The 24,372-nt window shown below is 52.8% G+C and carries 27 protein-coding genes and 5 pseudogenes; 13 read left to right on the top strand and 19 right to left on the bottom strand.

Annotated features, from left to right (window positions below; all coding sequences use genetic code 11):
• Positions 1 to 336: 336 nt before the first annotated feature.
• Positions 337 to 2,274, top strand: a complete 1,938-nt coding sequence (locus tag ACPXSQ_RS21365; RefSeq protein WP_014606782.1) for a methyl-accepting chemotaxis protein — start codon at positions 337 to 339, stop codon at positions 2,272 to 2,274.
• Positions 2,275 to 2,909: 635 nt separating this feature from the next.
• Here the strand turns inward: ACPXSQ_RS21365 and ACPXSQ_RS21360 are convergent.
• A complete protein-coding gene (locus tag ACPXSQ_RS21360; protein ID WP_014333119.1) occupies positions 2,910 to 3,455 on the bottom strand; it encodes an ATPase AAA in 546 nt (181 codons plus the stop codon).
• 121 nt (positions 3,456 to 3,576) lie between these two features.
• On the opposite strand from ACPXSQ_RS21360, the pseudogene ACPXSQ_RS21355 reads away from it, so the two are divergent.
• Positions 3,577 to 3,744, top strand: a pseudogene (locus ACPXSQ_RS21355) (methyl-accepting chemotaxis protein); the annotation flags it as partial.
• 234 nt (positions 3,745 to 3,978) lie between these two features.
• On the top strand, positions 3,979 to 4,500 hold the full coding sequence (locus ACPXSQ_RS21350) for a hypothetical protein (protein ID WP_041456257.1): 522 nt from the start codon (positions 3,979 to 3,981) through the stop codon (positions 4,498 to 4,500).
• Positions 4,501 to 4,594: 94 nt separating this feature from the next.
• On the opposite strand, the pseudogene ACPXSQ_RS21345 reads toward ACPXSQ_RS21350, so the two are convergent.
• A pseudogene (locus tag ACPXSQ_RS21345) lies at positions 4,595 to 4,916 on the bottom strand (methyl-accepting chemotaxis protein); the annotation flags it as partial.
• Here ACPXSQ_RS21345 and ACPXSQ_RS21340 point away from each other — a divergent pair.
• Together ACPXSQ_RS21340 and ACPXSQ_RS21335 are read left to right on the top strand one after the other, a co-directional pair.
• The gene (locus tag ACPXSQ_RS21340) at positions 4,897 to 5,094 is read left to right on the top strand and encodes a hypothetical protein (protein ID WP_041456256.1); all 198 of its coding nucleotides are present in this window, start codon (positions 4,897 to 4,899) and stop codon (positions 5,092 to 5,094) included. The pseudogene ACPXSQ_RS21345 and the gene ACPXSQ_RS21340 overlap by 20 nt on opposite strands.
• Before the next feature lie 429 nt (positions 5,095 to 5,523).
• Positions 5,524 to 5,934 (top strand): ASCH domain-containing protein, encoded by a 411-nt coding sequence (locus ACPXSQ_RS21335; protein ID WP_015701119.1) that lies wholly within the window; start codon positions 5,524 to 5,526, stop codon positions 5,932 to 5,934.
• Positions 5,935 to 6,117: 183 nt separating this feature from the next.
• On the opposite strand, the gene ACPXSQ_RS21330 is transcribed toward ACPXSQ_RS21335, so the two are convergent.
• The 14 genes and pseudogenes from ACPXSQ_RS21330 to ACPXSQ_RS21265 all read right to left on the bottom strand — a co-directional run.
• A complete protein-coding gene (locus tag ACPXSQ_RS21330) occupies positions 6,118 to 6,801 on the bottom strand; it encodes an O-methyltransferase (RefSeq protein WP_210523967.1) in 684 nt (227 codons plus the stop codon).
• Positions 6,802 to 6,826: 25 nt separating this feature from the next.
• Positions 6,827 to 7,566, bottom strand: a pseudogene (locus tag ACPXSQ_RS21325) (SDR family oxidoreductase).
• 179 nt (positions 7,567 to 7,745) lie between these two features.
• A complete protein-coding gene (mobF, locus tag ACPXSQ_RS21320) occupies positions 7,746 to 9,314 on the bottom strand; it encodes a MobF family relaxase (protein ID WP_426144364.1) in 1,569 nt (522 codons plus the stop codon).
• Positions 9,311 to 10,885, bottom strand: coding sequence for a TraC family protein (locus ACPXSQ_RS21315; RefSeq protein WP_426144363.1), 1,575 nt, complete (start codon positions 10,883 to 10,885; stop codon positions 9,311 to 9,313). The genes mobF and ACPXSQ_RS21315 overlap by 4 nt, the downstream gene beginning before the upstream one ends.
• Positions 10,875 to 11,180 carry a hypothetical protein gene (locus ACPXSQ_RS21310; RefSeq protein WP_264239150.1) on the bottom strand — a complete coding sequence of 102 codons (306 nt, stop codon included), beginning with the start codon at positions 11,178 to 11,180 and terminating at the stop codon, positions 10,875 to 10,877. Before ACPXSQ_RS21310 ends, ACPXSQ_RS21315 begins: the two co-directional genes overlap by 11 nt.
• Positions 11,180 to 11,275: pseudogene (locus ACPXSQ_RS21305) on the bottom strand (type IV conjugative transfer system lipoprotein TraV); the annotation flags it as partial. The pseudogene ACPXSQ_RS21305 and the gene ACPXSQ_RS21310, both read right to left, overlap by 1 nt.
• Positions 11,274 to 11,480, bottom strand: a complete 207-nt coding sequence (locus ACPXSQ_RS21300; protein ID WP_426144362.1) for a hypothetical protein — start codon at positions 11,478 to 11,480, stop codon at positions 11,274 to 11,276. The pseudogene ACPXSQ_RS21305 and the gene ACPXSQ_RS21300, both read right to left, overlap by 2 nt.
• A 741-nt stretch (positions 11,481 to 12,221) precedes the next feature.
• A complete protein-coding gene (locus tag ACPXSQ_RS21295; RefSeq protein WP_072209206.1) occupies positions 12,222 to 12,611 on the bottom strand; it encodes a HigA family addiction module antitoxin in 390 nt (129 codons plus the stop codon).
• On the bottom strand, positions 12,545 to 12,826 hold the full coding sequence (locus ACPXSQ_RS21290; RefSeq protein WP_019104686.1) for a type II toxin-antitoxin system RelE/ParE family toxin: 282 nt from the start codon (positions 12,824 to 12,826) through the stop codon (positions 12,545 to 12,547). Before ACPXSQ_RS21290 ends, ACPXSQ_RS21295 begins: the two co-directional genes overlap by 67 nt.
• A gap of 137 nt (positions 12,827 to 12,963) precedes the next feature.
• Positions 12,964 to 13,809 carry an N-6 DNA methylase gene (locus ACPXSQ_RS21285; RefSeq protein WP_426144361.1) on the bottom strand — a complete coding sequence of 282 codons (846 nt, stop codon included), beginning with the start codon at positions 13,807 to 13,809 and terminating at the stop codon, positions 12,964 to 12,966.
• A gap of 48 nt (positions 13,810 to 13,857) precedes the next feature.
• Positions 13,858 to 14,004, bottom strand: coding sequence for a hypothetical protein (locus tag ACPXSQ_RS21280; protein ID WP_019106772.1), 147 nt, complete (start codon positions 14,002 to 14,004; stop codon positions 13,858 to 13,860).
• 94 nt (positions 14,005 to 14,098) lie between these two features.
• Complete coding sequence (locus ACPXSQ_RS21275; RefSeq protein WP_105088908.1) at positions 14,099 to 14,428, bottom strand: hypothetical protein; 330 nt, start codon at positions 14,426 to 14,428, stop codon at positions 14,099 to 14,101.
• Between the two features lie 544 nt (positions 14,429 to 14,972).
• Positions 14,973 to 15,203: a hypothetical protein gene (locus tag ACPXSQ_RS21270; protein ID WP_105088010.1), complete on the bottom strand. Its 231-nt coding sequence runs from the start codon at positions 15,201 to 15,203 to the stop codon at positions 14,973 to 14,975.
• Between the two features lie 33 nt (positions 15,204 to 15,236).
• Positions 15,237 to 15,447 (bottom strand): annotated as a pseudogene (locus ACPXSQ_RS21265) (DNA methyltransferase); the annotation flags it as partial.
• A 370-nt stretch (positions 15,448 to 15,817) separates the two neighbouring features.
• Between ACPXSQ_RS21265 and ycgZ the strand changes: the two are divergent.
• From ycgZ to ACPXSQ_RS21250, 3 genes are all read left to right on the top strand, one after another.
• Positions 15,818 to 16,051: a regulatory protein YcgZ gene (gene ycgZ, locus ACPXSQ_RS21260; protein WP_254877252.1), complete on the top strand. Its 234-nt coding sequence runs from the start codon at positions 15,818 to 15,820 to the stop codon at positions 16,049 to 16,051.
• An 89-nt stretch (positions 16,052 to 16,140) separates the two neighbouring features.
• Positions 16,141 to 16,416 (top strand): hypothetical protein, encoded by a 276-nt coding sequence (locus ACPXSQ_RS21255; RefSeq protein ID WP_264418569.1) that lies wholly within the window; start codon positions 16,141 to 16,143, stop codon positions 16,414 to 16,416.
• Between the two features lie 61 nt (positions 16,417 to 16,477).
• Positions 16,478 to 16,735 (top strand): biofilm development regulator YmgB/AriR family protein, encoded by a 258-nt coding sequence (locus tag ACPXSQ_RS21250; RefSeq protein ID WP_176017863.1) that lies wholly within the window; start codon positions 16,478 to 16,480, stop codon positions 16,733 to 16,735.
• Positions 16,736 to 16,756: 21 nt separating this feature from the next.
• Here the strand turns inward: ACPXSQ_RS21250 and ACPXSQ_RS21245 are convergent, their stop codons facing one another.
• Entirely contained in the window at positions 16,757 to 16,960 is a 204-nt protein-coding gene (locus ACPXSQ_RS21245; protein ID WP_426144360.1) for a hypothetical protein, read from the bottom strand.
• Between the two features lie 206 nt (positions 16,961 to 17,166).
• Between ACPXSQ_RS21245 and ACPXSQ_RS21240 the strand changes: the two genes are divergently transcribed.
• Positions 17,167 to 17,568: a hypothetical protein gene (locus tag ACPXSQ_RS21240; RefSeq protein WP_426144359.1), complete on the top strand. Its 402-nt coding sequence runs from the start codon at positions 17,167 to 17,169 to the stop codon at positions 17,566 to 17,568.
• Between the two features lie 173 nt (positions 17,569 to 17,741).
• Here the strand turns inward: ACPXSQ_RS21240 and ACPXSQ_RS21235 are convergent, their stop codons facing one another.
• Together ACPXSQ_RS21235 and ACPXSQ_RS21230 are read right to left on the bottom strand one after the other, a co-directional pair.
• Positions 17,742 to 17,888 carry a hypothetical protein gene (locus ACPXSQ_RS21235; protein ID WP_264239223.1) on the bottom strand — a complete coding sequence of 49 codons (147 nt, stop codon included), beginning with the start codon at positions 17,886 to 17,888 and terminating at the stop codon, positions 17,742 to 17,744.
• Between the two features lie 122 nt (positions 17,889 to 18,010).
• Positions 18,011 to 19,240: an ROK family transcriptional regulator gene (locus ACPXSQ_RS21230; RefSeq protein WP_426144358.1), complete on the bottom strand. Its 1,230-nt coding sequence runs from the start codon at positions 19,238 to 19,240 to the stop codon at positions 18,011 to 18,013.
• A gap of 185 nt (positions 19,241 to 19,425) precedes the next feature.
• Here ACPXSQ_RS21230 and ACPXSQ_RS21225 point away from each other — a divergent pair, with 185 nt between their 5' ends.
• From ACPXSQ_RS21225 to ACPXSQ_RS21210, 4 genes are read left to right on the top strand one after another with little or no spacing between them, the layout of a single operon-like run.
• Positions 19,426 to 20,382, top strand: a complete 957-nt coding sequence (locus ACPXSQ_RS21225; protein ID WP_264239225.1) for an extracellular solute-binding protein — start codon at positions 19,426 to 19,428, stop codon at positions 20,380 to 20,382.
• The gene (locus tag ACPXSQ_RS21220) at positions 20,379 to 22,385 is read left to right on the top strand and encodes an ABC transporter permease (protein WP_426144357.1); all 2,007 of its coding nucleotides are present in this window, start codon (positions 20,379 to 20,381) and stop codon (positions 22,383 to 22,385) included. The genes ACPXSQ_RS21225 and ACPXSQ_RS21220 overlap by 4 nt, the downstream gene beginning before the upstream one ends.
• Complete coding sequence (locus ACPXSQ_RS21215; protein WP_426144356.1) at positions 22,378 to 23,439, top strand: ABC transporter ATP-binding protein; 1,062 nt, start codon at positions 22,378 to 22,380, stop codon at positions 23,437 to 23,439. The genes ACPXSQ_RS21220 and ACPXSQ_RS21215 overlap by 8 nt, the downstream gene beginning before the upstream one ends.
• A complete protein-coding gene (locus ACPXSQ_RS21210; RefSeq protein ID WP_426144355.1) occupies positions 23,436 to 24,233 on the top strand; it encodes an inositol monophosphatase family protein in 798 nt (265 codons plus the stop codon). The genes ACPXSQ_RS21215 and ACPXSQ_RS21210 overlap by 4 nt, the downstream gene beginning before the upstream one ends.
• The last annotated feature ends 139 nt before the right edge of the window (positions 24,234 to 24,372 follow it).

Below are 24,372 nucleotides of genomic sequence, written 5' to 3'. Positions count from 1 at the left end.
TTACACCCCCGAGACAACGTCCTTCGGCGACATATTAATAATACATGTGCGCGAACCGCATTTAGTTCAGCCGACTCATTCAAATCTCAGTAAAAATTCTCAGATGAAAATCCAGCAATGGCTAATGCCGCTGCGAACAGAACTTCATCCCGAGAAAAAATGATTATTTAGCTTAAGTGCTTTATTTAACGTTACTAAAAGTTTATTCCGTAAAGCAGTAAATCAACAATGCGGTATAAAGTTAATGAAGGAATAACCGATAAAAAGGTTAAGGTGCTTTGCAAATGTATCTTTTGCAATTGTCACTATAACGAACTAATTCACCAGGAATTATAAATGAATAAGATTCTAAACAATATAAGTCTTACCGCCAAATTTGCCATTCTGGGCCTGTTTTCCCTTGTTCTGTTCTCAGTTCCTACCATGCTTTTTGTGTCCGAAGGTAATAAATACATTCAGGATAAGCAACGAGAGGTAACAGGTGTACCCGTAGAAAATAAGATTTTAGCCCTGCTCAATTTGATACAGCGCCATCGTGCAGAAACCGCCCTTGCCATTGCAACCAAAAATCCAGCAACACCGTCCCGCGTTCAGGTCAGAGATGAAATTGAAAACATCACTGATGTTATTACCAAAGATATGGCCAAGACAGAAGGCAGCGCTGCCATAATCAGCAAAATCAATGATGTGCGCACACAGTGGAGCCAGCTACAGCAGAGAATCGATTCTTCACAACTGACTCTGACAGCCAGCCTTGATGCGCATGCCCTCCTCATCCGCAACCTTTTGAACGCGAACCGTGATGTGCTGGATTTTTACGGCCTTTCACTTGATTCAGATATCAACACGTACCGTTTAATTACGAGTAATTTTTCATCATTGCCTGAGCTGACCGAAAGCCTTGGGAAAATACGTGCATTCGGCACGTCACTTCTTGCCCGAAATGAAACCATAAGTGAAGCAGACTCTGTCCGTATGGAGTCTTTAATCAGTAATGGTTCGTATAACCTGAATTTATTTGCTCAGGATTCTGAAAAACTATTTTTATCTGATAACACACTTAAGCAAAAATTTAGCGCAAATGCAGATGCAGCCGTTGAGGAGGCAAAAAGTGCTCTCAAAACCGCTGAAGCGATTTTCATTAACCGGAGCATGACGAATCAGAACCCGAAGGACTATGCAGCGCTCTTTACGCACGCTATTAACAAATTCAGCGACTACGCCATTGCCGGAGGTAATGAACTGAATGAAATGCTGAACGGGCAGATTAAGGAACACCGGTATGCACAATATGCACTACTGACCGTTCTTGTTTTTATCGTCCTGTTGGCAGTAATTTTCGCTCTGGTTATCATTCGCTCCGTTACCAGACCTGTCAATGTAGCATCAAAGCTGGCGCTTGAAGTCGCAGGTGGTGACCTTACGTCAACATTTACGGTGACAGGACGTAATGAAACTGCCGGGCTGCTCAAGGCATTACTGCAAATGAGTCAAAGACTTACACTTACGGTTGAAAACATCAAAAGCAACGCTGCCACTATCGCTACCTCATCTGAAGAAATTGCTCGCGGAAATGGTGATCTTTCTGCGCGAACTGAACAACAGGCAGCCTCTCTGGCTGAGACTGCGGCCAGTATGGAGCAGTTATCGTCAATTATCGGCAATAATGCAGATAACACGCGCCATGCTGCTGAAATGGCCAACTCCGCTACCAGTGCGGCCTTAAGAGGCGGTGAGGCGATGGAGTCAGTACTGGATTCAATGGAAAAAATAAGCAACAGTGCGGGGCAGATTAAAGAAATCATCTCCGTTATTGACGGGATAGCGTTTCAGACGAATATTCTTGCTTTAAATGCAGCCGTTGAAGCTGCCCGGGCAGGTGAGCACGGCAAGGGCTTTGCTGTTGTTGCATCTGAAGTCAGGGCACTGGCACAGCGATCGGCTGGAGCGGCGAAGGAGATCAAAGGACTGATTGAGCAGTCAGTTGAGCATGCCGAACAGGGAATTTCGATGGCCCGGGATGCCGGTGAAAAAGTTAAGCAAAGCGTGGAAGCTATTGAGCAAACATCTCAATTAGTCAGAGAGATTGCATCTTCTTCTGAAGAACAAAGTGCGGGCATATCTCAGATAAATATTGCGGTGACACAGATGGATCAGGTTACGCAGCAGAATGCCGTACTGGTTGAAGAGTCTGCATCATCTGCTGATGAACTTGCAAGCCGGGCCGCAAGCCTGAGGGATGCTGTCAGCGTATTCCGCACAAACGCTGTATAATTGGTTCAAATACTTTGGTTGTGTGCCATTTAATGCGGCAACATTTTTACAAAACTGCGTCTGTATTTGCATTTGATAAGCCATCTTCAGGGATGGCTTATCTCATTTAAAACCATGATAAAGCTATACTTTTGCACTTAAAGGCCCGGTGGACTAATTAAACGCCTGTTGAAATATTTGGCATTACCCCCCAATTGCCCATATGAGCTACGCTCATAACATCCGTTATGCAACCTGCAACGCGTTCCTCTTTAAAGTTGTTTCTATTGCAGATGGCCTTCATAATTCCTCTCGTGCCGGACGGCGCGTTACACCTTCCCCCTGGGGCGCTGTTCTGCACCCGCGCCATCCGGCCATTCAGTCAAATCTCTTACTACGCAGTTTCATAAATCAGACTTCAAATTTGAAAATGGCGATATGCAGAAAATCATTAGATGCGGGGTTAGCTGCATAGAGGCGCTGACCTGCTCCCGGTAAACTAACATTCCATGATGCAAGCAACGTCCGCTTTTGGCACAAAGTGGACGTTCTATGGAGGATGCCGGTGAAGCACAGAAATGGTGTACTATTGCTACCGTGTGCTTACATCGTTTTTTGGGCCTGCAAAAGACGAAGCGTACTGCTGTGTATTACTTTCAGCGGAGTAATTCCAGTCCCCATTGCTGACAGCAGGCACTGATATCACGGGATGACTTCAGCATCACTTTTGGAAGAGTGCTGTGGCAGAAAAGCTCTCTGTGACGGAGCTGGTTTTTCGGCGCAGTCAGCGTGATGTATTTGAGCATTTCCCAGGTTACGCTGTCCTTTCCGGTATAAAGACCACCGATTCTGGGAATCGACGAATAGCACCGCTTTATATATCGCAGCAGTGCCAGAGGCATCGAAACATCCAGCAGTATCAGCCCAGTGGCACGCGCAAGTCGCTGTTGTAAGCACTTCGTGTAATTGCCATCCATCACCCATTTTTCCGTATTCACGGCTTCGGCATGTAATCGATGAAAATCTTCTGGTTTTCTGGGGATCCATTTTGTACCCGGCTGGTGATGGAGTTGGTCCAGATGGATTAAAGGCAGAGATGTTTTGGCTGCTATCGCGCTGGCCAGCGTGGATTTACCACTGTTGGAGGGGCCCAAAATGCAGATGCGATGGCCGAGCTCTTCCAGTGACACTGATATATCCATAAATCATCCCCGATCACTCGTGTCCCATGTAAATCCGGCTATCTTAGCATATCTATCTTATCTGCCCTCTCCTGAGACACTGGCGAACAGGGCCTGAGCGGCTGCCTCAACCCGGAATACAACGAAGAACGTTGACGCCGACAAGTCTCAGGTGAATCACATGACCAAAACAATGCAGAGCGTTCAGGAGCGCGCGCTGAAGGTACGGGATATTACGTCGGTGATTGAAAACATTGCCTTCCAGACCAATATCCTTGCGCTCAACGCCGCGGTCGAGGAAGGCGTATGAAGGCGCCTCCCTCAGCGTCAGGGAGGTACCTGCCGATAATCAGGCCGACTATCTGAATCGATAACAGTCTTCCGTGCGCGAATTACTATAAAGAATGCCTTGCACGCTATATTTCCGGAACCGGGCAGATTCAGATGCGACTGAAGAAGTGCCAGTTTATGCCGATATATTAGCTGCTTACAAAATATTTACTGAACACTGGCTAAAATCATACATTAACCAATGCAGGACGATATGAAATCTAAAAGGCTGATACTGTTATGCCTGCTCTGTCTGGGACTGAATGGTTGCGCAAAAGTCCTCCCTCTTAATTACACAAACTATGAGGGAATTGACGCTGCGACACTGTATGTCCTTAACAGTCAGGGAAACGTGGGCACAATCTATCTGGCATCTTATGTCTATAACAATAAAGACAGCTGCTACGACATGTCCGATCGTTACGAGCTCGACTCCAATTTCTTCAAAGCAAAAGGGAGCGTGATAACGGCCAAAATAAAACCCGGCGTTTTTTATTCCGTATCCCAGATCAGAAATGACGGGGGGTTTATTGAGAATACTGACTCTTCAGTCATTCCGGAGGCCGGGAAATTTTATTATGTATCTTCAGGCAGCCGTGCCGTTCAGGTTCCCGACAGTTTCAGACCAGACGCATCAGACAGCCCTGATGAAGTTGTTAAAGTTTACGAAAATAATAAAGTAACTTACTGGAATGTAAAAAAAATCTGTTCCCGACCTTTCTGGAAGATTGGCTGAGGGATTATCACAGCCCTGAGATAACCCCGTATTGTGCGAATCACTATCAGCTTTCTGCCGGCTCCGCTAAAATAGCAGAGCCGGTACATTCATTTCAGACGCGAAACGCCTCCACCACACCCCGTAGGGGTGCGCCTGCTCTGAGAGTGAACGGGAGGCCGAGGATGACTACTCAACCAGCGCCGCGTTGTTCTGCGTCACGCCGTCCATCTGGCTCACGGTCACGCTGACCTGCGAAATCCCCTGCATCTGCTCCGACGAGGCTTGGGCGAGGAAGTCCATGGACTCAGCCAGTTCACGACCATGCTAATTATCTTCAGGATGCTCTGGCCTGTTCCCGTAGCGACCTCCACGCCGCTTTCCTCCCGGGCAACGGCCTGCTCAATCAGGAGCTTGATGTCTTTCGCGGCCTCGGCGAGCAGGCTTAGTCGGGAGGAGATTGCACAACTCAGAGAGGAGTGGCATTCGCTGGATACTGAATTTATCAGTGAAGAGTATGCGTTTCACCATAATCTGTCTCAGCTCGCAAGGCCGGTAATCACGCAGCTACAGGCAATCCTGAATCGCTTACTTGCCGCTGCACCAGACTTTTAATGGTGATGGAAATGGTGATGGATAAAAAGGAAGCTGCACGGCGATGGAGTCTGGGTGCCGCCATGTTCAGAAGCCGGGCCTGGCTGAAATGTCATCTGACTGGCCTTAAGAGAGGGCGTGCAGGGAAAGTACGGCATTGCCGGTTGATAGACTACAGGGTCGGTGAAAAAACCGTATCTCTGAAAGTCAGTCAGGTATGTTTCTCACCCTCGGACTGGGACATCAGGCAGTAATTCAGGTTGCTCAATTTAACAACGTAAACACGATGAAAGTCCGCTTCTGGCACTGAGCGGACTTACGAACAGACCGGTTTCAGCTATGAGCCAAATGAGAGCCCCTGCACCCGAGTGATAGCATCTCTTTAAATGCCCGGAAAGTATATGTTAAAACTCTTTATGACATTTTTCATAGACGATAAAAGGGCTGTTAATGGCTACAGTTGAGGTATTAAAAGCAAAGTATCCAGGAGCAGTTGCCTGGCAGTTTGGTGACAGCCCAGAGCTGGCAAGCAATCTGGCTGACCTGATTAAAAAAGGGATCAAAACGGCCTCCTGCTGCTCTCTTATATCTTACCAGCAGGAAGAGCCTGCCCCGAAAATTGGTAGCTATAACATCATCCTTGATGGAGAGAACGTCCCGGTCTGCGTAACCAGACTGGTTTCAATGAAACTGGTTCGTTATTGTGATGTTACTGAGGAGTTTGCCCGCAAAGAAGGTGAAGGCGATTTAAGTCTTGAATACTGGCAGCAAGAGCATAAGAGGTTTTTCTCGAGTGTAGGACATTTTTCTGACGATATGGAACTAATCACAGAAGAATTTGAGGTGGTTGAGTCGCTGTAAGATTCAATAAATACTCTGGCGTTTCAAACCTTATCATTTATTACAATGTCCGCTTCTGGCACAAAGCGGACATGTGCAATAAACAATGTTCGCTTTGTGAGGAATTGAATGTTTTGTGTTTATCATTCAGAAATTGTTAATAAACACTGGAGATAAGTGCGTTTTCCTGAATGATAAATAGCATCATTGGGTTTTAACGATAGCTAGAACGAAACCATCCCATCCCTTTTCACCAACAGTCTGAACTGCCGTCGCTTCAAGGCGCTCATCCTCAGAAATCATTTCTACAAATTTTCGCAGGCCTATAACGTTCGGATCTTCACTACCAGATTCGATGACATTGCCACCGCGCACGGTGTTATCTGCTACGATAACAGTGCCTGGTTTCGACAATCTGATAGCCCATTCAAGGTAGTGGGGGTTATTCACTTTATCGGCATCGATAAAAATCAGGTCAAAAGGCGCATCAAGCGTGGGTAAGACCTCAAGCGCAGCTCCCCTGTGCAACGTGACGCGCTCAGCCAGCCCCGCTTTATTGATGTTCTGACTGGCCACTTCTGCATGATGGTCGTTGAATTCAATTGTCGTTATGCTTCCATGGGGTGGAAGAGCTTTGGCCATCCATATGGTGCTATACCCCCCAAGTGTGCCTATTTCAAGAACACGAACGGCACGTGACATTTGCATGAAAATAGCCAGCATTTTTCCCTGCAAAGAGGATACGTCATGTGTCGGCAAACCTTGAGCTGAGTTATTAGCGAGAGCGTATTTTAAATCTGAATCTTCAGGGGCTAGCTTTTCAGAAAACCAGGCATCTACCTGAGCCCATTTATCGGAATCTTGTGAAGGGTAATCCGGAATGCGCATATGAATTTACTCTCCTTAAAAAACTTCAGTAATGAACCAGCCCACCATCTACAGCATACTGGCTGCCGGTAACATAGGATGCGTCATCGGACAGCAGGAAAAGTGCAACTGCAGCGGCCTCTTCTGCTGTTCCGGCTCGGCCTAAAGAACCTGGCTTACCACAAAATCTTCAAACTGCTGACGTGACTCTTCTGGCATAAAGTGCCTGAAGTTGGTTTCAATCGGACCAGGCACCAATGTGTTAGCGCGGATACCGCGTTCAGCCAGCGCTGATGCCCAGCTTTTGACCATAGCGATAATGGCACCTTTCGTCGCTGCATACAGACTTGTCATCGCCGCACCTTCATAGACAGAGGAGGAAGAAGTTACCAAAATGGACGCGCCTGAATTGAGCGATTCGGACAGGGCTGCCTGCTGTAGCATCGGGCCTCGCACATTAACGTTCATCATACTATTAAAAGAATCTGCCGTTACAGATTTCGGGGAGCCTACTTCAGCATAACCGCCATTTAGCCATAATCCATCAAGTGAACCCCAGTCTTTAATAGCCTCACCAAGCCCATGTATATCAGCTTCGCTTGCAGCATCGCTTTTCAGAATAAGCGAAGCTGCAGGAAGCAGACTGCGTGCACGCTCCAGTCCTTCTTCATTAAGACCGGTTATGACTACATGGCCACCTTCCGTGACAATACGCTGAGCGCCTGCCAGCCCCATGCCACTCGTGCCTCCAGTAATTAGTATCCGTTTACCCTTAAATCTGCCCAAGCTTACAGCCTTATTTGTCTCTGGAATCAGCATTTAACTTACGTAAAAAAATACTATTCATCATCTGTTTCATTATGCAACGATGACATTGTTGCCTGAAGGTCCGCTTCTGGCACAAAGCGGACGTTCTATGGAGGATAACTGGTAAGCGAAAAGCAGACGATCCGGATTATTAGTTTTTAATTGCCTGCAGCTTTTTTTATGGCCTGCTGCATCACCGCTTCGCTGTCCGCATCCAGCGGCACCAGTTCGCCATTGCTGATCACCTTATCAAGCGCGCGTTTCAGATCGGGGATTTTCTCTTCGTGCTGTCCTGCGCTGAAGGCCGTTACCAGCAGATCGCCATACGTAAAGCGGGTCTGGCTGTCGCTCAGCACGGAAATGGCTTCCCGGACGGCCTCCGTGGCATCGGTGCGCAGGGGAGCTTCAGGCGCGGACTGCAATTCCTCACGCGCCCGGGCGTCACTGATGACCTGCTTAATGTCAAAGCCCAGTTCGTCCATCTGGCGCTGCCAGCGCGCCTGCAGGCGACTGCGGCCCCTTTCTGTTTCGGGTTTAACAATCGGCTCATTGACAGGGGAAGATATGTCCCGCAATACCTGTCCTGTATCGACCGGCTCCGCTCTGTCCGGCGCTGCGGTGACCGTCTTCTCAGAAGTGACAGTCTGTTCCGGTGCAGCCTTACCGGCGGAAACTGAGTCCGGACCGGCTTTCTGCTGAACGTCCGGATGCCTATCGGTGGAATCGGGCGCGCGGGTCTTAACCGGGGTTTCCGCGTTTTTGCCGCTGGCCACCTCTGCCGGTCCGGATTCCGGCTGCGGCTCCCCGCCTTTCGCCTTCCCCTCACGCTCCGGTGAAACCCCGCCCGGCACGTGCCGCCTGACCTCTTCCGGACTCTTTCCAGGCAGGGTGTCACCTTCACCGTAGCGGTCAAGCGACTGTTTACGCTGGCGCGTGTCGAGCGCGGCCACATCACGGCTTTTCAGGCTGGCATCTTCCCCCACGCTGCCATGAATTTCTCTGTGGCGTGAAGAGAACTCTTCCAGTACGGTTTCGGTAAAGCCTTTAACCTCCCAGAGGCCATGCGGTCCGCCGGTCAGCTCCGTTTCATAACCCAGCGCTTCGGTTTTTCCCTTCAGAGAACTGCGGTAAAGCTGGCCAAACTTCACCTGGTGTTTGTAAATCGTCTCAATGAACCCGGTTCCGTGGATGTAGTCGGTGGACAGGGCTTTCCATTTGCCTTCATGTTCGGTGACGTTCACCACAACGGCGTGGGTGTGAATCTGCGGATCGAGGTTGCGCGAGGTGTCATGCGTGAACAGCGCGGCCACCATCTTGCCGGTCGGTTCGATGCGGGTAATGCCGTCTCGGGTGTTGCGCACGCTTATCAGGTTTTCAATCACCCCCAGCGCCTCTTTCACCGCCTCGTGGTGTGCCTCCAGCAGGCGTTTGTCGCCTCCGGCCAGTATCAGCATGGAGATGCTTTTAGGGGCGGAAAACGTCAGGTCATGTCCCGGACGGTGGACGTGCGCGCCCTGCACCTCTTTGCCCAGCTCCGTTCCGTTGGGGAGCTTGCCGTGCAGCACGTCCGTAAACGTCTGCAGGTCAACCTGGCCTTCCAGGCCCAGCTCGCGCGCGCCCTCACCCAGCCACTGACTTTCCAGGTCATCGAGAAAATAGTAGTTATCTTTGCTGCTGTAGTAACTGGCAGCATCGGCGGCCGACGCCACCGGCGCAACGGTCATCATCGCTCATAATCTCCGTGGTCATGATGGTCGCCCATTTCCTGCCAGGCCTCGTAATCTTCACGGTGGCGCAGGATGTTTTTTTCATCTTCAGCCATGCGGTAGTTTGCCTGCCGGTACTGGTCGGCATAGGCATCCTCCCGGCTGTCATTTCCGCCTTTTCTGTATCCTGCCGTCTGCACGATGAGCTGACCTGCATCATCTTTTTCCGCCACCATGCCCAGCTCAGGCGCTTCCCCCTGGGCCCCCTCCTCAGACGCCGCAGAATCGTCGGTAGCGGCAGGCCGGCTCGTCCGGCGGGCCAGAATGTCGAGCGCACTGGTCGTTCTGACCGGTTGATTAGGTGTGAAGGGCGTGACGGCAGGCTTTGCTTCCGGAGCAGGCGGCACTTTTTCTGCCGCTGCTGCAGCCTGCGGACGAACTACGGCACGTGCGGCATCAGGTCCGGCAGCTGAAACGACTGTCTCACGGCCGGGAAAAGCCCGGACGTTATCCGGCAGCGGTTCGGGTGCCTGAAGGCCAAACACTGGCTGAGTAGTGATACTTTTGGCGTCTTGTGCTGTTGATTCACTGCGTACAGGCGTTGGTGCTGTTTGCACCGGCGTTGAGGAACCGGCTTCAGTCACTGCAACTGTTCCGGCAGACCGGAAAGAGTCAGTTGCCCCCTCAGTACCGCCCTCACCGGCCGGAAAACGCAGCCCCAGACCGGCCGCCTCCCGCTCGTTGTGCCTGATGATGTTTTCCAGCTCGGGACTCAGGTTGTCCCGGAAGTCGCGCTCGATGAGCGCAGGGTGGTACTTCTTCTGTTCGCGGTACTTCAGGCTGAGCTTCACCACCGGATAGCCGGGATACACCTCAAGCTCCGTGCTGGGGTGCACCGCCTGGCGGTGAAGCTCCTGGTCCGGGTTCCAGTAACTGTCGCTGGCCGTGACCTGGCCGGGGCGGTAGTTCAGCTGCTCGCGCATTACCGACAGAAACTCGCCGGGCTGGATACGGCGGCAGTCCATATAGGCCCCTTTCAGGGCCATGGTCACGCTGTCGCGCACCCGGCTCACCTCATCCATGCCACTGATGCCGCCCCGACCAGACTGGGCGTAGACCAGAAAAACGCGGTAGTTGCGCAGATACAGCGGATAATCACGCTTGTTTGTGAAGCCTTTTAGCGCAGCCCGCTCCCAGTACGCCCGCGTAATGGCATTCAGCCGCGGTGCCATCGGCCCCTTCCACATGTCGGTGCTGAGCGCCTGCTGGAGCATTCCGCCCACACACTTGCTGGCCACCATCATCACGGTCAGTGGCGTTTTGCGGGGCAGCTTTTCGCGCAGCAACGCGTCGAGACCCTGCACTACCTGCTGGTTTGCGCCGATAAGCGGTGACAGCTCCAGCATAAACCCGACGGACCGGCCGTTGATGTACAGGTCGCTCTGCCCGTCGTACATGCGCCAGGGCAGCAGACTGCTGAGCGAGGGATAGCTGAAATTCTGCTGCAGCAGCGCCGAGGCCTCTTTCGCACCGCTCACCTGACGGCCGCTTTCCAGAATCCCCGCGAGCTGATCGAGCCATTTATTTGCCATGTTGTCTCTCCTCCCTCACCTGAAATTTTGTCATCAGCGCACTTACGGCGGCGTACAGCCAGAAGCGCTTTCCCGTTCTGGTATGACACTTCTCGTAAGCCTCAGAGAGTGGGGCATACGGATGACTGCCGGGCTGATTTACCTGATACAGCCCGGCCTGAAGCAGCATCGCTTTCGACGACGCCATGCCTGCTGGCGCATGGCGGGTCTGCCAGACAACCCGGCCCCGCCCCTGTCCGGTACAGGACGAATGAAGACGATCACAGGAAATAATGTATGTAGGAGAACGCTTCATCACTGGCCCTCGCTGATCACGCGGTAGTCCTGGTCCCAGCGGGACCGGTTTTTCACAAACTCCACAACGGCGGGCTGGTGAAAGCTGTCCTGGTCACCGGACATCAGATAACAGGTCATCAAGGTGATCCGGACCGAACGCATCCAGCGCGGCCAGGGCGCGGTACATCATCAGATTGCCTTCCAGTTGCGCCAGGGTGAGCAGACGGTCTGCACGCAGGAGCAGAAGCACGTCGAATTTTTGTTTCACCCATGTTTCGGTAGATTCAGAAGCGGCGGTCTTGACGTTGTGTGTGTTCATGCTGGTTCTCCTCTGTCGGTTGCTGTTATCCATGTTTCGGTGAGTTCATCGCGGCGAAGGGCAAAGTGGCACCGGCTGGCGACCGGAACGGAGGCGTCACCGGAAGCCGCAGCGCAAGCGAGCCGGGTTTATGGCGAGTGCGAACGGGTGAGGAACGGCGAAGCGTACCGGAGTGGGAGGGCGACGGACTGTGCGACTGTCAGCCCTCCGCGCTGAACCACCGGAACAGAACAGCCGCACGGGATAACATGAGCATGAACACCTGCGGCACGACGGAACGGCGTGACGGCCTTAAAGGGCGCCCGCGCCCGGTGAACGCACCGGCGCCAGCCGGTTGCAGCCGTTGACCTCAGCCATCAGACCTTAGCCGGGAGGCCCGAAACGCGGCCCTTTGCGGTTCGGCGGAGACGGGCGGCAGCTTTATCGCCGCCGGTCGGAGTGGGGCTGACGACTGCCCGCCAGGGCAGGAGCCGGAGGGGGCCATGTCCCGGCTGTGGCTGTTGATGTTAATTCAGTAAAGGCAGCAACCACATACTGGCCAGCCCAACCGGCACCGGCACAAAGACAGCAGGGGAATAACGGTCATCAGTGGGAGGCTGAACAGAACGCGACGGGGGAGGCGCGGTGCGTCAGCACCGCCTCTGCCCTGCCCCGCAGGGGCGCGGGGGTGATGCGGCGGTGCAGGCGGGGAACATCCCTGCCGTGGGTGGCAGGGTTACGGCGGCGTTCCGGTCAGGCGTCTTATGCGTCCTTACCGGTCTGCGCGTCTTCTGAGAAGGGGGCCAGGCCGGGGCGCAGCATGACGCCCGACACATCAGTATTTTCCCGCGCCTTGTGCAGGTCGAAAGCGGCCTGCATCGCCAGCCAGAGACGCGCGGCAATGCCTAACCCCGCCTCCAGCCGTACCGCCATTTCGGGACTGACGGCCGCCTTGCCGGACGCCACCTTGCTCAGCGCCGCCGGAGAGACGCCCAGGTCTTTCGCCATTTTACGCAGGCTCACGTTATTGTCTTCCAGGTACTCCGTAATGAAGCCACCAGGATGCGGGGGATTGTGCATCGCCATCAGTGATAGTCCTCCAGGTTGAGAATGTAAGCGTTGCCGTCGGTAAACTCGAAGGTGATGCGCCAGTTGGCCCGCACCGTAATGGCATACAGGTTTTTGCGATCACCTTTGAGCGGATGGAAACGAAAACCGGGATAGCGGCTGAACTCATCCGTCGAACCGGCCTCATCGATGGCCAGCAGGCGCAGCCGGATACGTTCAGCATCCTTTGCCTGAACGCCGCTCGTGTCGCCTTTTTCATAGAGCTTCTGTAACCCTTTGTGCTTCCAGCTTTTGATCATGCTCCATCCCCTTGTTTCCCGTCACGAAACATTATACCAAAGCGTTTCGCATAAGGAAACACTTTACCCGCTGTTTCTTTCGCCCCCTGCGGGCGACGATGAACAACCGCCCGCAGGGGGTGGTCCGACTGAGGCGGTTACGGGCCTGCGTTTACCTGTCCGTCAGACAGCGAACGCATGAAATCCATCATCGCTTTAATTCTGCGTTGCGTTTTCAGACGTTCCCCGAAGTCACTGGCGTAATAGACCGGTGTGTAACGCACGCGGCTGAACTTCAACGTCAGCGTGTTGCCGGTGATGACTTCGGCGGGAATACCCAGCAGCGAAAGCTGAATAAACGCCATATCCGCCGCCACCGGATCAATATCAATACAACTGGCAAACATCTGCTCCGAGGGGTTCAGCCCCGCCTCAAGCATGCATTCGGCCACCGCAACCACCATGCCGCCCGCGCCGCAGGTCGGCTCTGACAGCGTAAACAGCCCTTCACGCTTCACGGCTTCCTGTACGCCAGGCATGAGCATCCGCGCCATCAGCGACTGTACGGAGTACGGCGTGAAATACTGCCCCTGCCTGCCGTCGCCCAGCTCCAGCTCCATGAAAATGGCCCCCAGAAAGTCATGAAACTTCGCTTCCAGCGCGCTCACCATCAGGCCGAAAAGCCGGTGAAGGTCGCTGATGTCCTCCGGCCTGTAGCGCTCGCAGATTTTGCGGCAGCGCGCCATGCTTTCCGGTGCGCGGATCGTGGCGAGGTCGAGTTCACTGGCCGCCAGCGTAATGAAGTCGCTGAACACGTCCCAGCGACGCAGGTGTCGGGCCGTGTGCCTGAACACGCTGACGAACTGTTTACGCGCCGTCTCGATACTCATCATGCGGTGCGCGGGTGACGGCTCGCAGGCGGCCGCCGCTACGGGAACGGCAACCGGCACGGGCGCGGGGTCTTCAGCCTGGTTAAAAAAATCGGCAAAATCTAACTGTGACATAAACCACTCCTTAAACGGCCGCCCCGCAGGGAGGCGGCCGGATTTACATCACGCGAGGCCGAGGCCCGCGTTAACCAGGGCAATAAAGAACGGCCATTGCCTCACCTGCATAGCCGGAACGCGGGCGCGTTTCCCGTTACGGCGGGCATTTACAAATGCCTGCGCGTGTGACACGATTTGCGGGTCAAATTGCATGGTTTATCTCTCCATGTAGGTTTTACGATGCCGGATGCGACTTTTTGCGGGGTACACATCCGGCGTGGACAGAGCAGGCTCAGGCCTGCTTTTTTCATTTCTGACTCAGGTCAAAGGCCTCCTTAACGCGCGTCATGATCTGCGCGTGGTCAAGGCTGCAATAATCCCGCAGCCGGAAGTAACGTGCGCCGGTACGGGCGTAAATGTCGGTCACCTGTCCGCAGTAAAACTCGGCCAGCATGAACGTTTCACACTCCCCGTCTTCACTGCATGACCAGTTCAGCGGATACGCCACGCCCAGCGCGTCATGAAAGCGGTGAACGTCAATTTCCGCTGGCTCTCTCAGGGCCGCTTTCTCGCGGCCCTGCCAGTAAAGCCGCTCCTCCTCGGCGGTGTCGCGCCCGCCGTCGTACAGTGAGGCGATAAACGCCGCCTCCTGGTGATTCCGGCATTTCAGCAGGTCGGCATCAAGGCCCGTCAGGACGTCACGGATAATCAGGTTCATGGAGTTCTCCCTGTCAGTGGTTGGGGGGTTACCGTTACGGCCTGTGCCGTGCCTGAATGACAGCCCGACGAAAAGCGGAGTGATCAGGAGCGACGACGAGGCCGCAGCGCAAGCGAGCGGAGCCGTGATTACGCACGGCGCTGACGCGAATATTGAGCGGAAGCGCGACGGGAGTAAGCGCGGCGGAGGGAGTGCGAACGGGGGAGGAGGCGAGCGAAGCGATCTCTTGATCACGCAGCAGTCGGGCTAAAGTGAAGGCACGGCACCGGCCGCAGGCCGCACGGACCGGGTTTTCTGCCCTGTCCCGCCGGATGGCGGAATAAAGCGGCGCGAAGCAACCTCCTCATCCCCTGTTGTCCACAGCCCGGTGCATAAACCGGCCGGAACCCTGTGGACAAAAGCGCCGCGGCGGCAGTACCAGCGAACTGAAAAGGAGTGGTCACTTAATGACCACTCCGGCATCTTAATTCAGGTGACTGCGCATCAGGGCGGCACGCCGGTAAAGGTCAAGGAGCTGTAAATCAATGTCCTCAATCAGAATCCCCGCCATTTTCCGCGCCGGCGAGGCGCCGCGGTAAAGGTTTCGCTTTGCCATGTCCCGCAGCCGCAGGTGAAACTCGTAAAGTGATACCTCCAGGTCGTTCACGTCGTCGGTGAGCTGAGTGAGTTCTGTATTCAGGGTCTGGTCTGTCATGGTGCTGTCCCTGTTTCTGGTTATAGGGGTAAATCAGGCGGCCCGGGCGGCGCGCAGTTCGCCGATGCGCTTAAGGCCGGCGGCGTGGTAATGCTCCAGCAGTTCGATTCCAATCCAGCGCCGCCCGCACTGGTCCGCGGCGAAGCAGGTCGAACCTGAGCCGGCAAACGGGCCTGGTGAAGGCCTCGATAAGCGGCTGCAACACGCTTACCGGCTTTTCCGTCGGATGGTGGCGGTTGCCCGTGGCTGCCATGCAAGGGCGATCTTACCTCTGCTGATTTGACCTGACGGGTTATGGCACAATGTTGGATCTAATCTGACTGGCTGCTCTGTGCCAGAAGCAGACATTATTAACATCGCAGTGTGTTAATCGACGGGATCAGGACACCAGTCTTTGCATTGAGCGGCCCTTACTCTTTCGACATCGGGGGCAGGTCAAAGTCAGCTGTGTATTACAGTTTATCTCATTAAGGAAAAATTCTCGTGCTAATGAGTACTGTTGCAGATAGTTCAAAGTCTGATAATTAATGTTAAAATAAACCTGTACAGTAATTGTTTTATTGTATAAGTTAGCCCTATACGCTCAGCGTAAAACCTGTACAATAGGAACCCTTATGCAATATAAACTGCCTGTAACCGGCGTGAGTCAGGATGTCTCGTCATACTTTAGCCGCGCATCATTGCCCTCACAGCAGGAAACGCTGGGTGCGGTTGTAGTCGAAATTCTCAGGGCGGGTCGCTCCCTTAACCGTAAGGCGATATGCAAACAACTTATTGTACGAATGAGTAATGCATCTTCCCCTCAGCAAGAAGAGCATCTACAGGAACTGTTGAGGCTTTTGTTCTGAAACTGGCTGGAACCTTCTGAAAGGGACTTTGCGGCAGAGTGGCTGAACAGGTTTTCAGCCAGCGGGCAAAACTTATTCAGAGAGTTGTAATGAAAAACACTAAAGACGAAATGCTCCGTGACATTATCACGGGAGAAGCATCTCTGGCATCTTTCGAAGAAAAAGGCAGTGTTACTTTTGAAGGCCTGCTTGAGAAGCTTGATGCAATAGTAAGTTCTTCTGAGAGTGAAGACAGAGTTCGTGCGGCGGGCATGGCTATCACCCGGCTCAAATCAGACATGGCAGCACGGTGTGCTTCGGGTGGTAATGATGATGAGCATTCCGTATATTCTTCTCGCGACCCGGATGAAACTCCCCGTAGCTGATACTGCAGCTGTTTTGAGTATCCTGTCAAACATCCGAATTACCAAAGGCATAACTTAAGTCATGCAACAGGCACCAATAACAAGTGGGCAAGAGTTGTCAGCTTTCCTACTGCCGATAGGCGATCAGTATGAAGATGAAAAAAAGATTTTATGTGAAACTGTGACGTCTCTGCTGGTCAGGTCTCGCAGCGTGTCACGACGGACGATCATTTTTTATCTCATTGCGCAGATCGAAAGTACAAATGACATAGTCAGGCTGGATATCCTGCGCAACTGTCTTGAACTGGTAACAGGCCCGGATGCCTTTCAGGGAAATTGATGCAAAGGATGAGAGTGGTCTTCAGTGCATCTTTTTCAAAAGGCGCGTAATGAGCCTGCTGCAGTCATTGCGTGTCTCTGCATCAACCGAACCGTCGCTCATGTGCTGAAGCTCTCTGGTCAGATCTTCAGGCATAATTACGCTACCGATTTTGAGAAGTTTATTCACGGCACTGCCTACGAGTGCCAGCAGCTCTTCTGAGATTTCCTGCTCATGGTTTTTCAAGATGTCTCCTTCGGGTGTATAAACATACAGTGTATCATTTTCGCACCTCCTCACCCAACCCACATGATGACTCATTAGTGCCATTATTACTCAAGCAAAGGCAGCCAGCCGCAGGAAGAGATTACGCTATCTGTAATAATTTTAAATGATAAAGCTCTACGCTAATCAGACTAAAATGCCGATATTCGATTTATCTTGCACAAAGAATGCAACTGTTCTTGTTTAAAAAAGCGTATCCATTGTATGAACTGATTTTCAGTCAATCCGGATACATATATCAGGTCTGGCCAAAACGACTTCAGTCTGTTGCTGGCGCTGCCATTAATCGTTTATATGGAGGTTTTACTGTGATACTTCAGGATGACGAGCAGGCTCACTTAATCATTGGCGAAGCGGCATTGCAACTGGCCCTGGCTGACCGGGAAATTAATATTGCTTCCCTGATGAATGAACTCCGGCATATGGCTACTGACGACTGTAGCGACGATCGACTGAGTCAAATTTCTGAGGCAAGAGCATGGCTGAGAACATTCATAACGCCTGATAATGTCATGCCGAGTGTGCCTTATCTGCAGACACTGGCAGGACTGAACGAAGAGAAGAATTAACGCTACAGGCTTACTCCGGCCCTGGTCAGAAGAAGCCTCTACAGAAACGCCCTAAAAGTCTTCGCGCCAGCACGCGTCACGGCAGAAGAAATTATTATAGGCGGCTCGCTTCCTAAATCCTTAAGTCCAAATCTCGGAAAGCGGCTAATGAGTCAACCATCGTCTGTATTGCACTAATCTTGAATCTTATGGTTGTTCTGCTGAGCTGGCTCAAGAAGTTTATCAATACCACTTTCCCGAACCTCAACCGATGAACTAACATCGCCTTTATCAGAAACCTGTATTATTACATAAGAGCATGCCATACGCTTTTCGCTCATGGCGGGATCATTAGCACCCACTGTCCGCTCTGTGACAGAAGCGGGAGTATCTAACAGCACTTAGTATTGATAACGGGGAGCAGGTCAAGGGATGATTTCATGCCATCTAACTCGCAACGTTTTTAATCAACCTTACCAGCAATACGATCAAATAAGACCTCAGGATCTATAGTTTGAGTTCTGGTGCGCATCAGTGAAAGTTGTCTGAAGTGCGGGCTGCCATGTGCAATTACAGGCAAAAGTGCAGCGCCAATTGCAGGGGCCATAACCCCAAGACGCGCACTTTCTAACCGCGACGTGTCTCTTGTTTTTCGGGCAGAGACAGAAGGAAGTAAGGGATAGGTGCGATCAACCAGCGAGGAAAACAGTGCTGAAGGAAGATAGCCCCCAATCAAAATTTTCTGCGGATCGAACATGTTTTCAATGACTGAAATAAGGATACGTAACCGCTTACTGTTGCATTCCAGCCATGACATCAGGTGACTGTCTCGTTGAACGTACAATTTTTCAAGATAGCCGGGCTTTTCTACTTTATTCAGGTCAACGTTCAACGTGGTTGCCAGTTCCTCTAATGAGAAAGGGGGAATATCGCGGGGGCACTTCGTTAACTCGGGTGGCCAGCAGATCATCCCAATCTCACCCGCATTGTTAAACGCCCCCTGAAACGGCAGACCGTCGACAATGATTCCGGCACCCAGTCCGTGACCGACGAAGATATAGACGTAATGCGTCAGTCCACTGGCTGCCCCCGCATGGCGTTCTGCTATCGCAGCGGCAGTCGCATCATTCTCAACAATAACCGGTACCCCACAGCGCGCTTCAAGCCTGTCGGCGACGGGAATCTGGCTCCACGACTGCCAACCCGGTGCACCGACGTACTCCTCGTATCCGGCCTCCTGCAGGGTCGGCATCGCGATACCGGTTCCCCACACAGGTATCCCCTCACACTTCAGCGTCAGATCGGCAATGACGTGGGCGATGGTGTCGAGGCTCGCTTCAGGATTATTCCACTCCATTGGCGCGTGCAGGCTGGCTAACGCATTTGCGGCAAGGTCACAGGTGACAGCAGTAATCCCTTTCCGATCAAGATGTATTCCTAAAGCACAACCTGCGCGATGGTTAAGCCGCAACAACTTTTGCGGGGCACCGCGTCGGTGTTGCAGGCGCCCTTCCTCACTGACCAGCCCACGCTCAAGCAAATCCTTTGTGATGTTAGTAATCGTTTGAGGCTGGAGTCCTGTTGCATTGACCAGGTCCGATCGCGATAGCACACCAGCAGTACGGATCAGATCAAAAACCAGCCTGCGATTATAGCGGCCTGAAAAGGCATGGTTATTACCCGGGTATGCCACAGTGCTTTCGCCTTTGTTAAATCCATTAAATGGATAATAGAATGGAGAGCCTAATCACGTCCAGCGCTCAATTTTTAAAAAAATCGATTTTTGTCATAAAAAAATCATAAAACCCCCGTTTAATTGCCCACATTCAGAATTTAATTAAACCATTAACTGGATTTAAATGCAGGAGTGTGCCGACAATGAGTAAGGTGTTTTATTCCCTGGTCGCGTTGACCGTCAGCGCGTTATTAATGACGGGCACCGCCAGTTCTTCTGAGTTGGTGATTTACACGGCTCACGGTGAAACGACGACATCACCTGTCCTTGAGATGTTTAAAAAAGTGCATCCGGAAATTAACGTCACACTGGTAAGAGGCGGTACTGGCGAAGTGGTCGAAAGGCTGCGCGCCGAAGCAGGCAACCCTTCAGCCGATCTCCTGTGGGGCGGCCCCACACAGATTTATGATGAAAATGCGGCTCTGTTCCAGCCTTATGAGAGCAAAACAGACAGTGCAATGGTCACCGCAGATCCACGTCATATCTGGCATCCTTTTACCCTTCTTCTGCAACCCATCATCGTGAGTACGAAGCGTGTCCCTTCAACAGAAATGCCGTCCTCGCAGGCTGATATGGTGACAGGAAAATGGCGAAAACAGGGGACATTGATCATCCCCGATCCGGCCCGTTCGGGAACGGGTTATACCCTGATATCGGCGCTTGCCGGACAATTTGGTTGGCCGTTTATCAGCAATCTGGTCAAAGGTGCACGGATCGCAGCAGGCTCCGATGATGCCTTCAACGCCGTCCGTGATGGCGAAGCCGCGGCAGGCTGGATAAACGAAGATTTGGGCGCTAAATGGAAAGCCAACGGACTGCCGGTCAGCATTGTTTATCCCACTGATGCGGTGACCGGTCAGATTGATGCACAGGCTATCGTTCAGGGCGCTCCTCATCCCAATCAGGCCAAACTGTTTATCGACTTTCTCGGACAGAAAGACACGCATGAAAAAGTCAGGGATCTCACGATACGTCGTTCGGCCCGCTCAGATGTCGCGCCTCCCGCTGCGCTTCCCGATCTGAGCACGCTCAATATTATCTCGCCACAAGATCCTAAACAGGTTGTCGTCGCACGTTTTCAGGCGGCGTTACCAAAATGAAAGTGCTTCGTGATTCATGGCGCTGGTTCACCGTCCTTATGCTGCTGTTCTGTGGAATAACCATCCTCTGGCCTCAGGCTCGCCTGCTCAGCGCATCATTGCTGAGCGACAGTGGCAAATTTACCCTTGTAAGTCGGGCTGGAGGGCTTGACGCCGTTCCGGAAATGACTCGCGACTATACGCTGAAAACAGATAAGGATGGCGTGACGGTGACAAAACGTGGCGATGAACCACTGCGTTTTGTCGCCTCGGGCACAAATAAAATAGTGATTCACAGTACATCGCCGCTCAGCGTTACCTCTGCAAGCCGCGGAGAAATGCATTTAGGCGTGGGCAGCGACACTTTACTCCTGACTCAGCAAGCGCCGCGAAGCCTTTTCAGTCGAACAGCGGCAAAATCGCTAACGGCTACCTTGCAGCCAGACGGAACAGTCATTCTCGGGCACGCGACGAATGCATTTATCACAGCAGAAAATCCGACGCTGACCTATACGCTCAGCCATTATTTTGCCTTTATTGCCACCAGTGAAACGCTGCACGCTACCCTGAACAGCCTGATGATTTCCTTTTTTGCCACGACGCTCGCCGCGTTAATTGGCGTTTCGCTGGCCTATATGATCGCGCGCTTCAGAATTGCAGGCGCCAACGCGCTTGTTTTCATGGTGACAATGGCATCGGTTTCTCCCCCTTTCCTTGGTGCCTATGCCTGGCGGCTTCTGCTGGGACGCAACGGGATTGTGACGACCTTGCTGGACTTGCAGACGTCAATTGTGGGCATTTATGGGGTCACTTGGGTCATCACCTGGCTGGTTTTTCCGGTTATATTTTTGCTCAGTTACAGCGCCTTTCGGCAACTGGATGCGTCCCATATTGAGGCAGCAGAGTCTCTGGGCGCATCCCCCTTACGTGCCCGTCTGACAGTGGAGATTCCGTTAGCCATGCCGGGAATCGTGACAGGGCTCTATCTGGCGATGATGGCGGCCCTGTCAGACTTCGGCACACCGCGCATCATTGGTCTTGATTTGAATGTCTTACCTGTACTGATCTATAACGCGTTTCTGAGTGAAGCGGGAAGAAACCCTGCACTGGCGGCCACGGGTTCAGTGGTTCTGGTTGCGATTTCCAGCCTTTTTCTCATGATGCAGCAGCTCTATCTTTCACGTCGTGGGTATGCTGCCGTTTCATCACGGCGTCCCGAACAACGCGAACTCTCACGTGCAGGTCACTGCCTGACCCTTATCCTGAGCGGCTGTGTTCTGCTGCTGGCCTTTGTCCCGCACATCACTGTCCTGGTTACCAGCTTTGTTAAATGGCGTGTGGGCCTGCCAACGCTGACGCCCACGCTGGCTAACTATATAACCATGTGGCAAAACGGGTTGATGCCCGCATGGGTCACGCTGTCACTGGGTCTTTCGGGCACGCTGGTTGCCTTTGCCGGTGGACTGGGCGTGGCTTACGTTCTGGTGCGTAAACGCTACACATTCCTTGCGCCTTCGCTTAGCGGTCTTGTCATGTTGCCTTATGTTATTCCCGGAACCGTGCTGGGCATCGGGCTGATCCTGATTTTCAATCAGGCACCTCTGCAGCTCACCGGGACGTGGTTTATTCTGGCACTGGCTTACGTCGTCCGAAACCTGCCCTTTACCGTTAAAGCGTCTGAAGCCGCACTTCGCCAGGTTCATCCTGCTCTCGACGAAGCCGCCATCAGCTTAGGTGCCAGACCCGCTCGCGTTTTTCTGACCATCACGGCCCCGCTAATGCTGGCCGGGGCACTCACCGGTGCGACGCTGACTTTTTTACATATCGTCACTGAACTGTCTTCGACAATCGTCCTCTATCGTCCGCCCTGGAAGCCCATGACGGCCGTAATATTTGAAAACACGCTGGTCGATGCCGATTTTGGCATTTCTGCAGCCCAGACGATTTTGCTGATGCTGATTATCTATGTGCCACTTTATGCCGTTGTCCGCTACGGGCAGTCGGAGAGGAACAATTATGTCTGACATTCATCACGACGCAGCATCGCGGCGAGGCTGTGAGGTGACTATTCAGTCTGTATCAAAACGCTACAGCACGCATCTTGTTCTGGATGATGTCTCAATGACGATCCGACCGGGTGAGTTCTTTACGTTGCTGGGCCCGTCAGGCTGCGGTAAAACGACATTACTTCGTTCAGTGGCAGGCTTTCATGCGATTAACAGCGGCCACATCTTATTTGACGGCGTCGACATGTCAACACGCGCCCCCTGGGACAGAAATATCGGTTTTGTCTTCCAGAACTACGCGCTGTGGCCCAATAAAACCATCTTCGATAACGTGGCTTACGGACTTAAGTTACGGAAAATCAGTAGAGAAGACATTCAAAAACGGGTTCGCCTTGCACTGGCTCAGGTGCAGCTTCGCCATGTGGAAGACCGCTATCCGGCTGAAATGAGCGGCGGCATGCAGCAGCGCATCGCAATGGCCCGCGCACTTGTTATCGATCCGCCACTGTTGTTACTGGATGAGCCGATGTCCAACCTTGACGCAAAACTCCGCGTCTCGTTAAGGCAGGAACTGCGTGAATTACAGCAGCGCATCGGTGTGACCGCTATTTATGTCACACACGATCAGGAAGAGGCGTTGGCGCTGTCTGACCGCATTGCCGTGATGAAGGGAGGAAAAGTCGATCAGCTCGCCTGCCCGGAAGCGGTCTATTCCCGTCCCGAAACGCGCTTTGTGGCAGACTTTGTCGGTCAGGCCAACTTTATCGACGGCGTACTGGAAGACCAGGGCTTCAGACCGGATGACGGTCCTTTTTTAAACATCATCGATCCGTCACGCAGAGGACGAGCAACCTTTTTCGTGCGTCCCGAAAGCGTTCACTTTTGTGAGCCGGGCACTGGCGCCTGCGACGTGACCGTCACGGATGTACGTTATATTGGCCGCGCATGGGTTCACACCTTGTCATTCAGCCCCCTGCACAGCCTCTCAGCTGAAGCCAGCGCCCCTCTGCCACGCGGCAAGCGAGTTGGCATTACGTTTGGCAACCCACGTTTTATGAAGGAGGAGGCATGACAAAAAATGACCTCGACAGACCTCGCCTTCTTCTGGCGGCGAAACGCGCAGCCCGGGCAGGCGGTGCTGAGCTGGTTAAGCGCTTTGGCAGTCTGGAAGACACCGACATCAGTAAGAAAGGCACCGCAGATTATGCTTCTGCCGCCGATCTGGCTGCAGAAAGCATCATCTTTTCGCGTCTTAACGAAGACGCGCCGGGTTTTGGTTTCCTGGGAGAAGAAACGGGGTTTACCCGCGGCCACCATTCGCAATACTGGGTCGTCGACCCGCTGGATGGCACCAGCAATTTTATCTGGGGTATCCCTTACTTTGCGGTCAGCATTGCGCTCTGCGATGACGAGGGGGAAATACTGGGCGTTGTATACGATCCGCTTCGGGAAGAGTGCTTTACCGCCATCAGAGGTCACGGTGCCCGCCTGGATGGTATGCCGCTTCCCGGTTTGACGGCGAAAACACCGGCTGAAGCACTGTGCTCAGTCTCGCTGCCCGTTCCAGGCCAGTTAAAGGTGATTGACCAAGCGGTGCTGTTTAACGGGCTGACGCGGCTTATGGCTGAAAGCGCAGGCGTCCGGCGACTGGGTTCAGCGGCGCTCGATCTTGCCTATGTCGCTTCAGGCAGACTGGACGCGTTTTTTGAGGACGGATTGAGTTATTACGATATCGCTGCAGGAAAATTGATTGCCCAGGAGAATGGCATTCAGGTCAGGCAATTTTCTGGCGAAGAAGCCCATGAAGGTTCGGTGGTAGCCGCGCGTCCTGAACTTTATAGCTGGTTTCACGGAAGCTTTTCATAACCCCCTCTGTACGCTATATCTGCATGCAGATATAGCGTACAGGCCAGATGTGTCAGCTCATAACTTTTTAAAACTATATAATCCCACTAACCTCAAGTATGCATGTCAGTGGGATTCGTTTTAACTTCTGACTCGACTT

The organism is Pantoea sp. EEL5, from assembly GCF_049892805.1.
GTDB lineage: Bacteria > Pseudomonadota > Gammaproteobacteria > Enterobacterales > Enterobacteriaceae > Pantoea > Pantoea ananatis.
The sequence above is the reverse complement of the archived record's forward strand: the minus strand, read 5'-3'. Positions and strand labels throughout refer to the sequence as shown.

Excerpts from the sequence above, each read along its gene's own strand:
- ACPXSQ_RS21365 (WP_014606782.1), top strand. The coding sequence starts at position 337 with ATGAATAAGATTCTAAACAATATAAGTCTTACCGCCAAATTTGCCATT.
- ACPXSQ_RS21215 (WP_426144356.1), top strand. The coding sequence starts at position 22,378 with ATGTCTGACATTCATCACGACGCAGCATCGCGGCGAGGCTGTGAGGTG.
- mobF (WP_426144364.1), bottom strand. The coding sequence starts at position 9,314 with ATGATGACCGTTGCGCCGGTGGCGTCGGCCGCCGATGCTGCCAGTTAC.
- ACPXSQ_RS21270 (WP_105088010.1), bottom strand. The coding sequence starts at position 15,203 with ATGACAGACCAGACCCTGAATACAGAACTCACTCAGCTCACCGACGAC.
- ACPXSQ_RS21360 (WP_014333119.1), bottom strand. The coding sequence starts at position 3,455 with ATGGATATATCAGTGTCACTGGAAGAGCTCGGCCATCGCATCTGCATT.
- ACPXSQ_RS21225 (WP_264239225.1), top strand. The coding sequence starts at position 19,426 with ATGAGTAAGGTGTTTTATTCCCTGGTCGCGTTGACCGTCAGCGCGTTA.
- ACPXSQ_RS21340 (WP_041456256.1), top strand. The coding sequence starts at position 4,897 with ATGTCTTTCGCGGCCTCGGCGAGCAGGCTTAGTCGGGAGGAGATTGCA.
- ACPXSQ_RS21255 (WP_264418569.1), top strand. The coding sequence starts at position 16,141 with ATGAAAAACACTAAAGACGAAATGCTCCGTGACATTATCACGGGAGAA.
- ACPXSQ_RS21330 (WP_210523967.1), bottom strand. The coding sequence starts at position 6,801 with ATGCGCATTCCGGATTACCCTTCACAAGATTCCGATAAATGGGCTCAG.
- ACPXSQ_RS21290 (WP_019104686.1), bottom strand. The coding sequence starts at position 12,826 with ATGATCAAAAGCTGGAAGCACAAAGGGTTACAGAAGCTCTATGAAAAA.
- ACPXSQ_RS21335 (WP_015701119.1), top strand. The coding sequence starts at position 5,524 with ATGGCTACAGTTGAGGTATTAAAAGCAAAGTATCCAGGAGCAGTTGCC.
- ACPXSQ_RS21250 (WP_176017863.1), top strand. The coding sequence starts at position 16,478 with ATGCAACAGGCACCAATAACAAGTGGGCAAGAGTTGTCAGCTTTCCTA.
- ACPXSQ_RS21300 (WP_426144362.1), bottom strand. The coding sequence starts at position 11,480 with ATGAACACACACAACGTCAAGACCGCCGCTTCTGAATCTACCGAAACA.
- ACPXSQ_RS21285 (WP_426144361.1), bottom strand. The coding sequence starts at position 13,809 with ATGTCACAGTTAGATTTTGCCGATTTTTTTAACCAGGCTGAAGACCCC.
- ACPXSQ_RS21235 (WP_264239223.1), bottom strand. The coding sequence starts at position 17,888 with ATGAGCGAAAAGCGTATGGCATGCTCTTATGTAATAATACAGGTTTCT.
- ycgZ (WP_254877252.1), top strand. The coding sequence starts at position 15,818 with ATGCAATATAAACTGCCTGTAACCGGCGTGAGTCAGGATGTCTCGTCA.
- ACPXSQ_RS21350 (WP_041456257.1), top strand. The coding sequence starts at position 3,979 with ATGAAATCTAAAAGGCTGATACTGTTATGCCTGCTCTGTCTGGGACTG.
- ACPXSQ_RS21220 (WP_426144357.1), top strand. The coding sequence starts at position 20,379 with ATGAAAGTGCTTCGTGATTCATGGCGCTGGTTCACCGTCCTTATGCTG.
- ACPXSQ_RS21310 (WP_264239150.1), bottom strand. The coding sequence starts at position 11,180 with ATGAAGCGTTCTCCTACATACATTATTTCCTGTGATCGTCTTCATTCG.
- ACPXSQ_RS21210 (WP_426144355.1), top strand. The coding sequence starts at position 23,436 with ATGACAAAAAATGACCTCGACAGACCTCGCCTTCTTCTGGCGGCGAAA.
- ACPXSQ_RS21280 (WP_019106772.1), bottom strand. The coding sequence starts at position 14,004 with ATGCAATTTGACCCGCAAATCGTGTCACACGCGCAGGCATTTGTAAAT.
- ACPXSQ_RS21240 (WP_426144359.1), top strand. The coding sequence starts at position 17,167 with ATGCAACTGTTCTTGTTTAAAAAAGCGTATCCATTGTATGAACTGATT.
- ACPXSQ_RS21315 (WP_426144363.1), bottom strand. The coding sequence starts at position 10,885 with ATGGCAAATAAATGGCTCGATCAGCTCGCGGGGATTCTGGAAAGCGGC.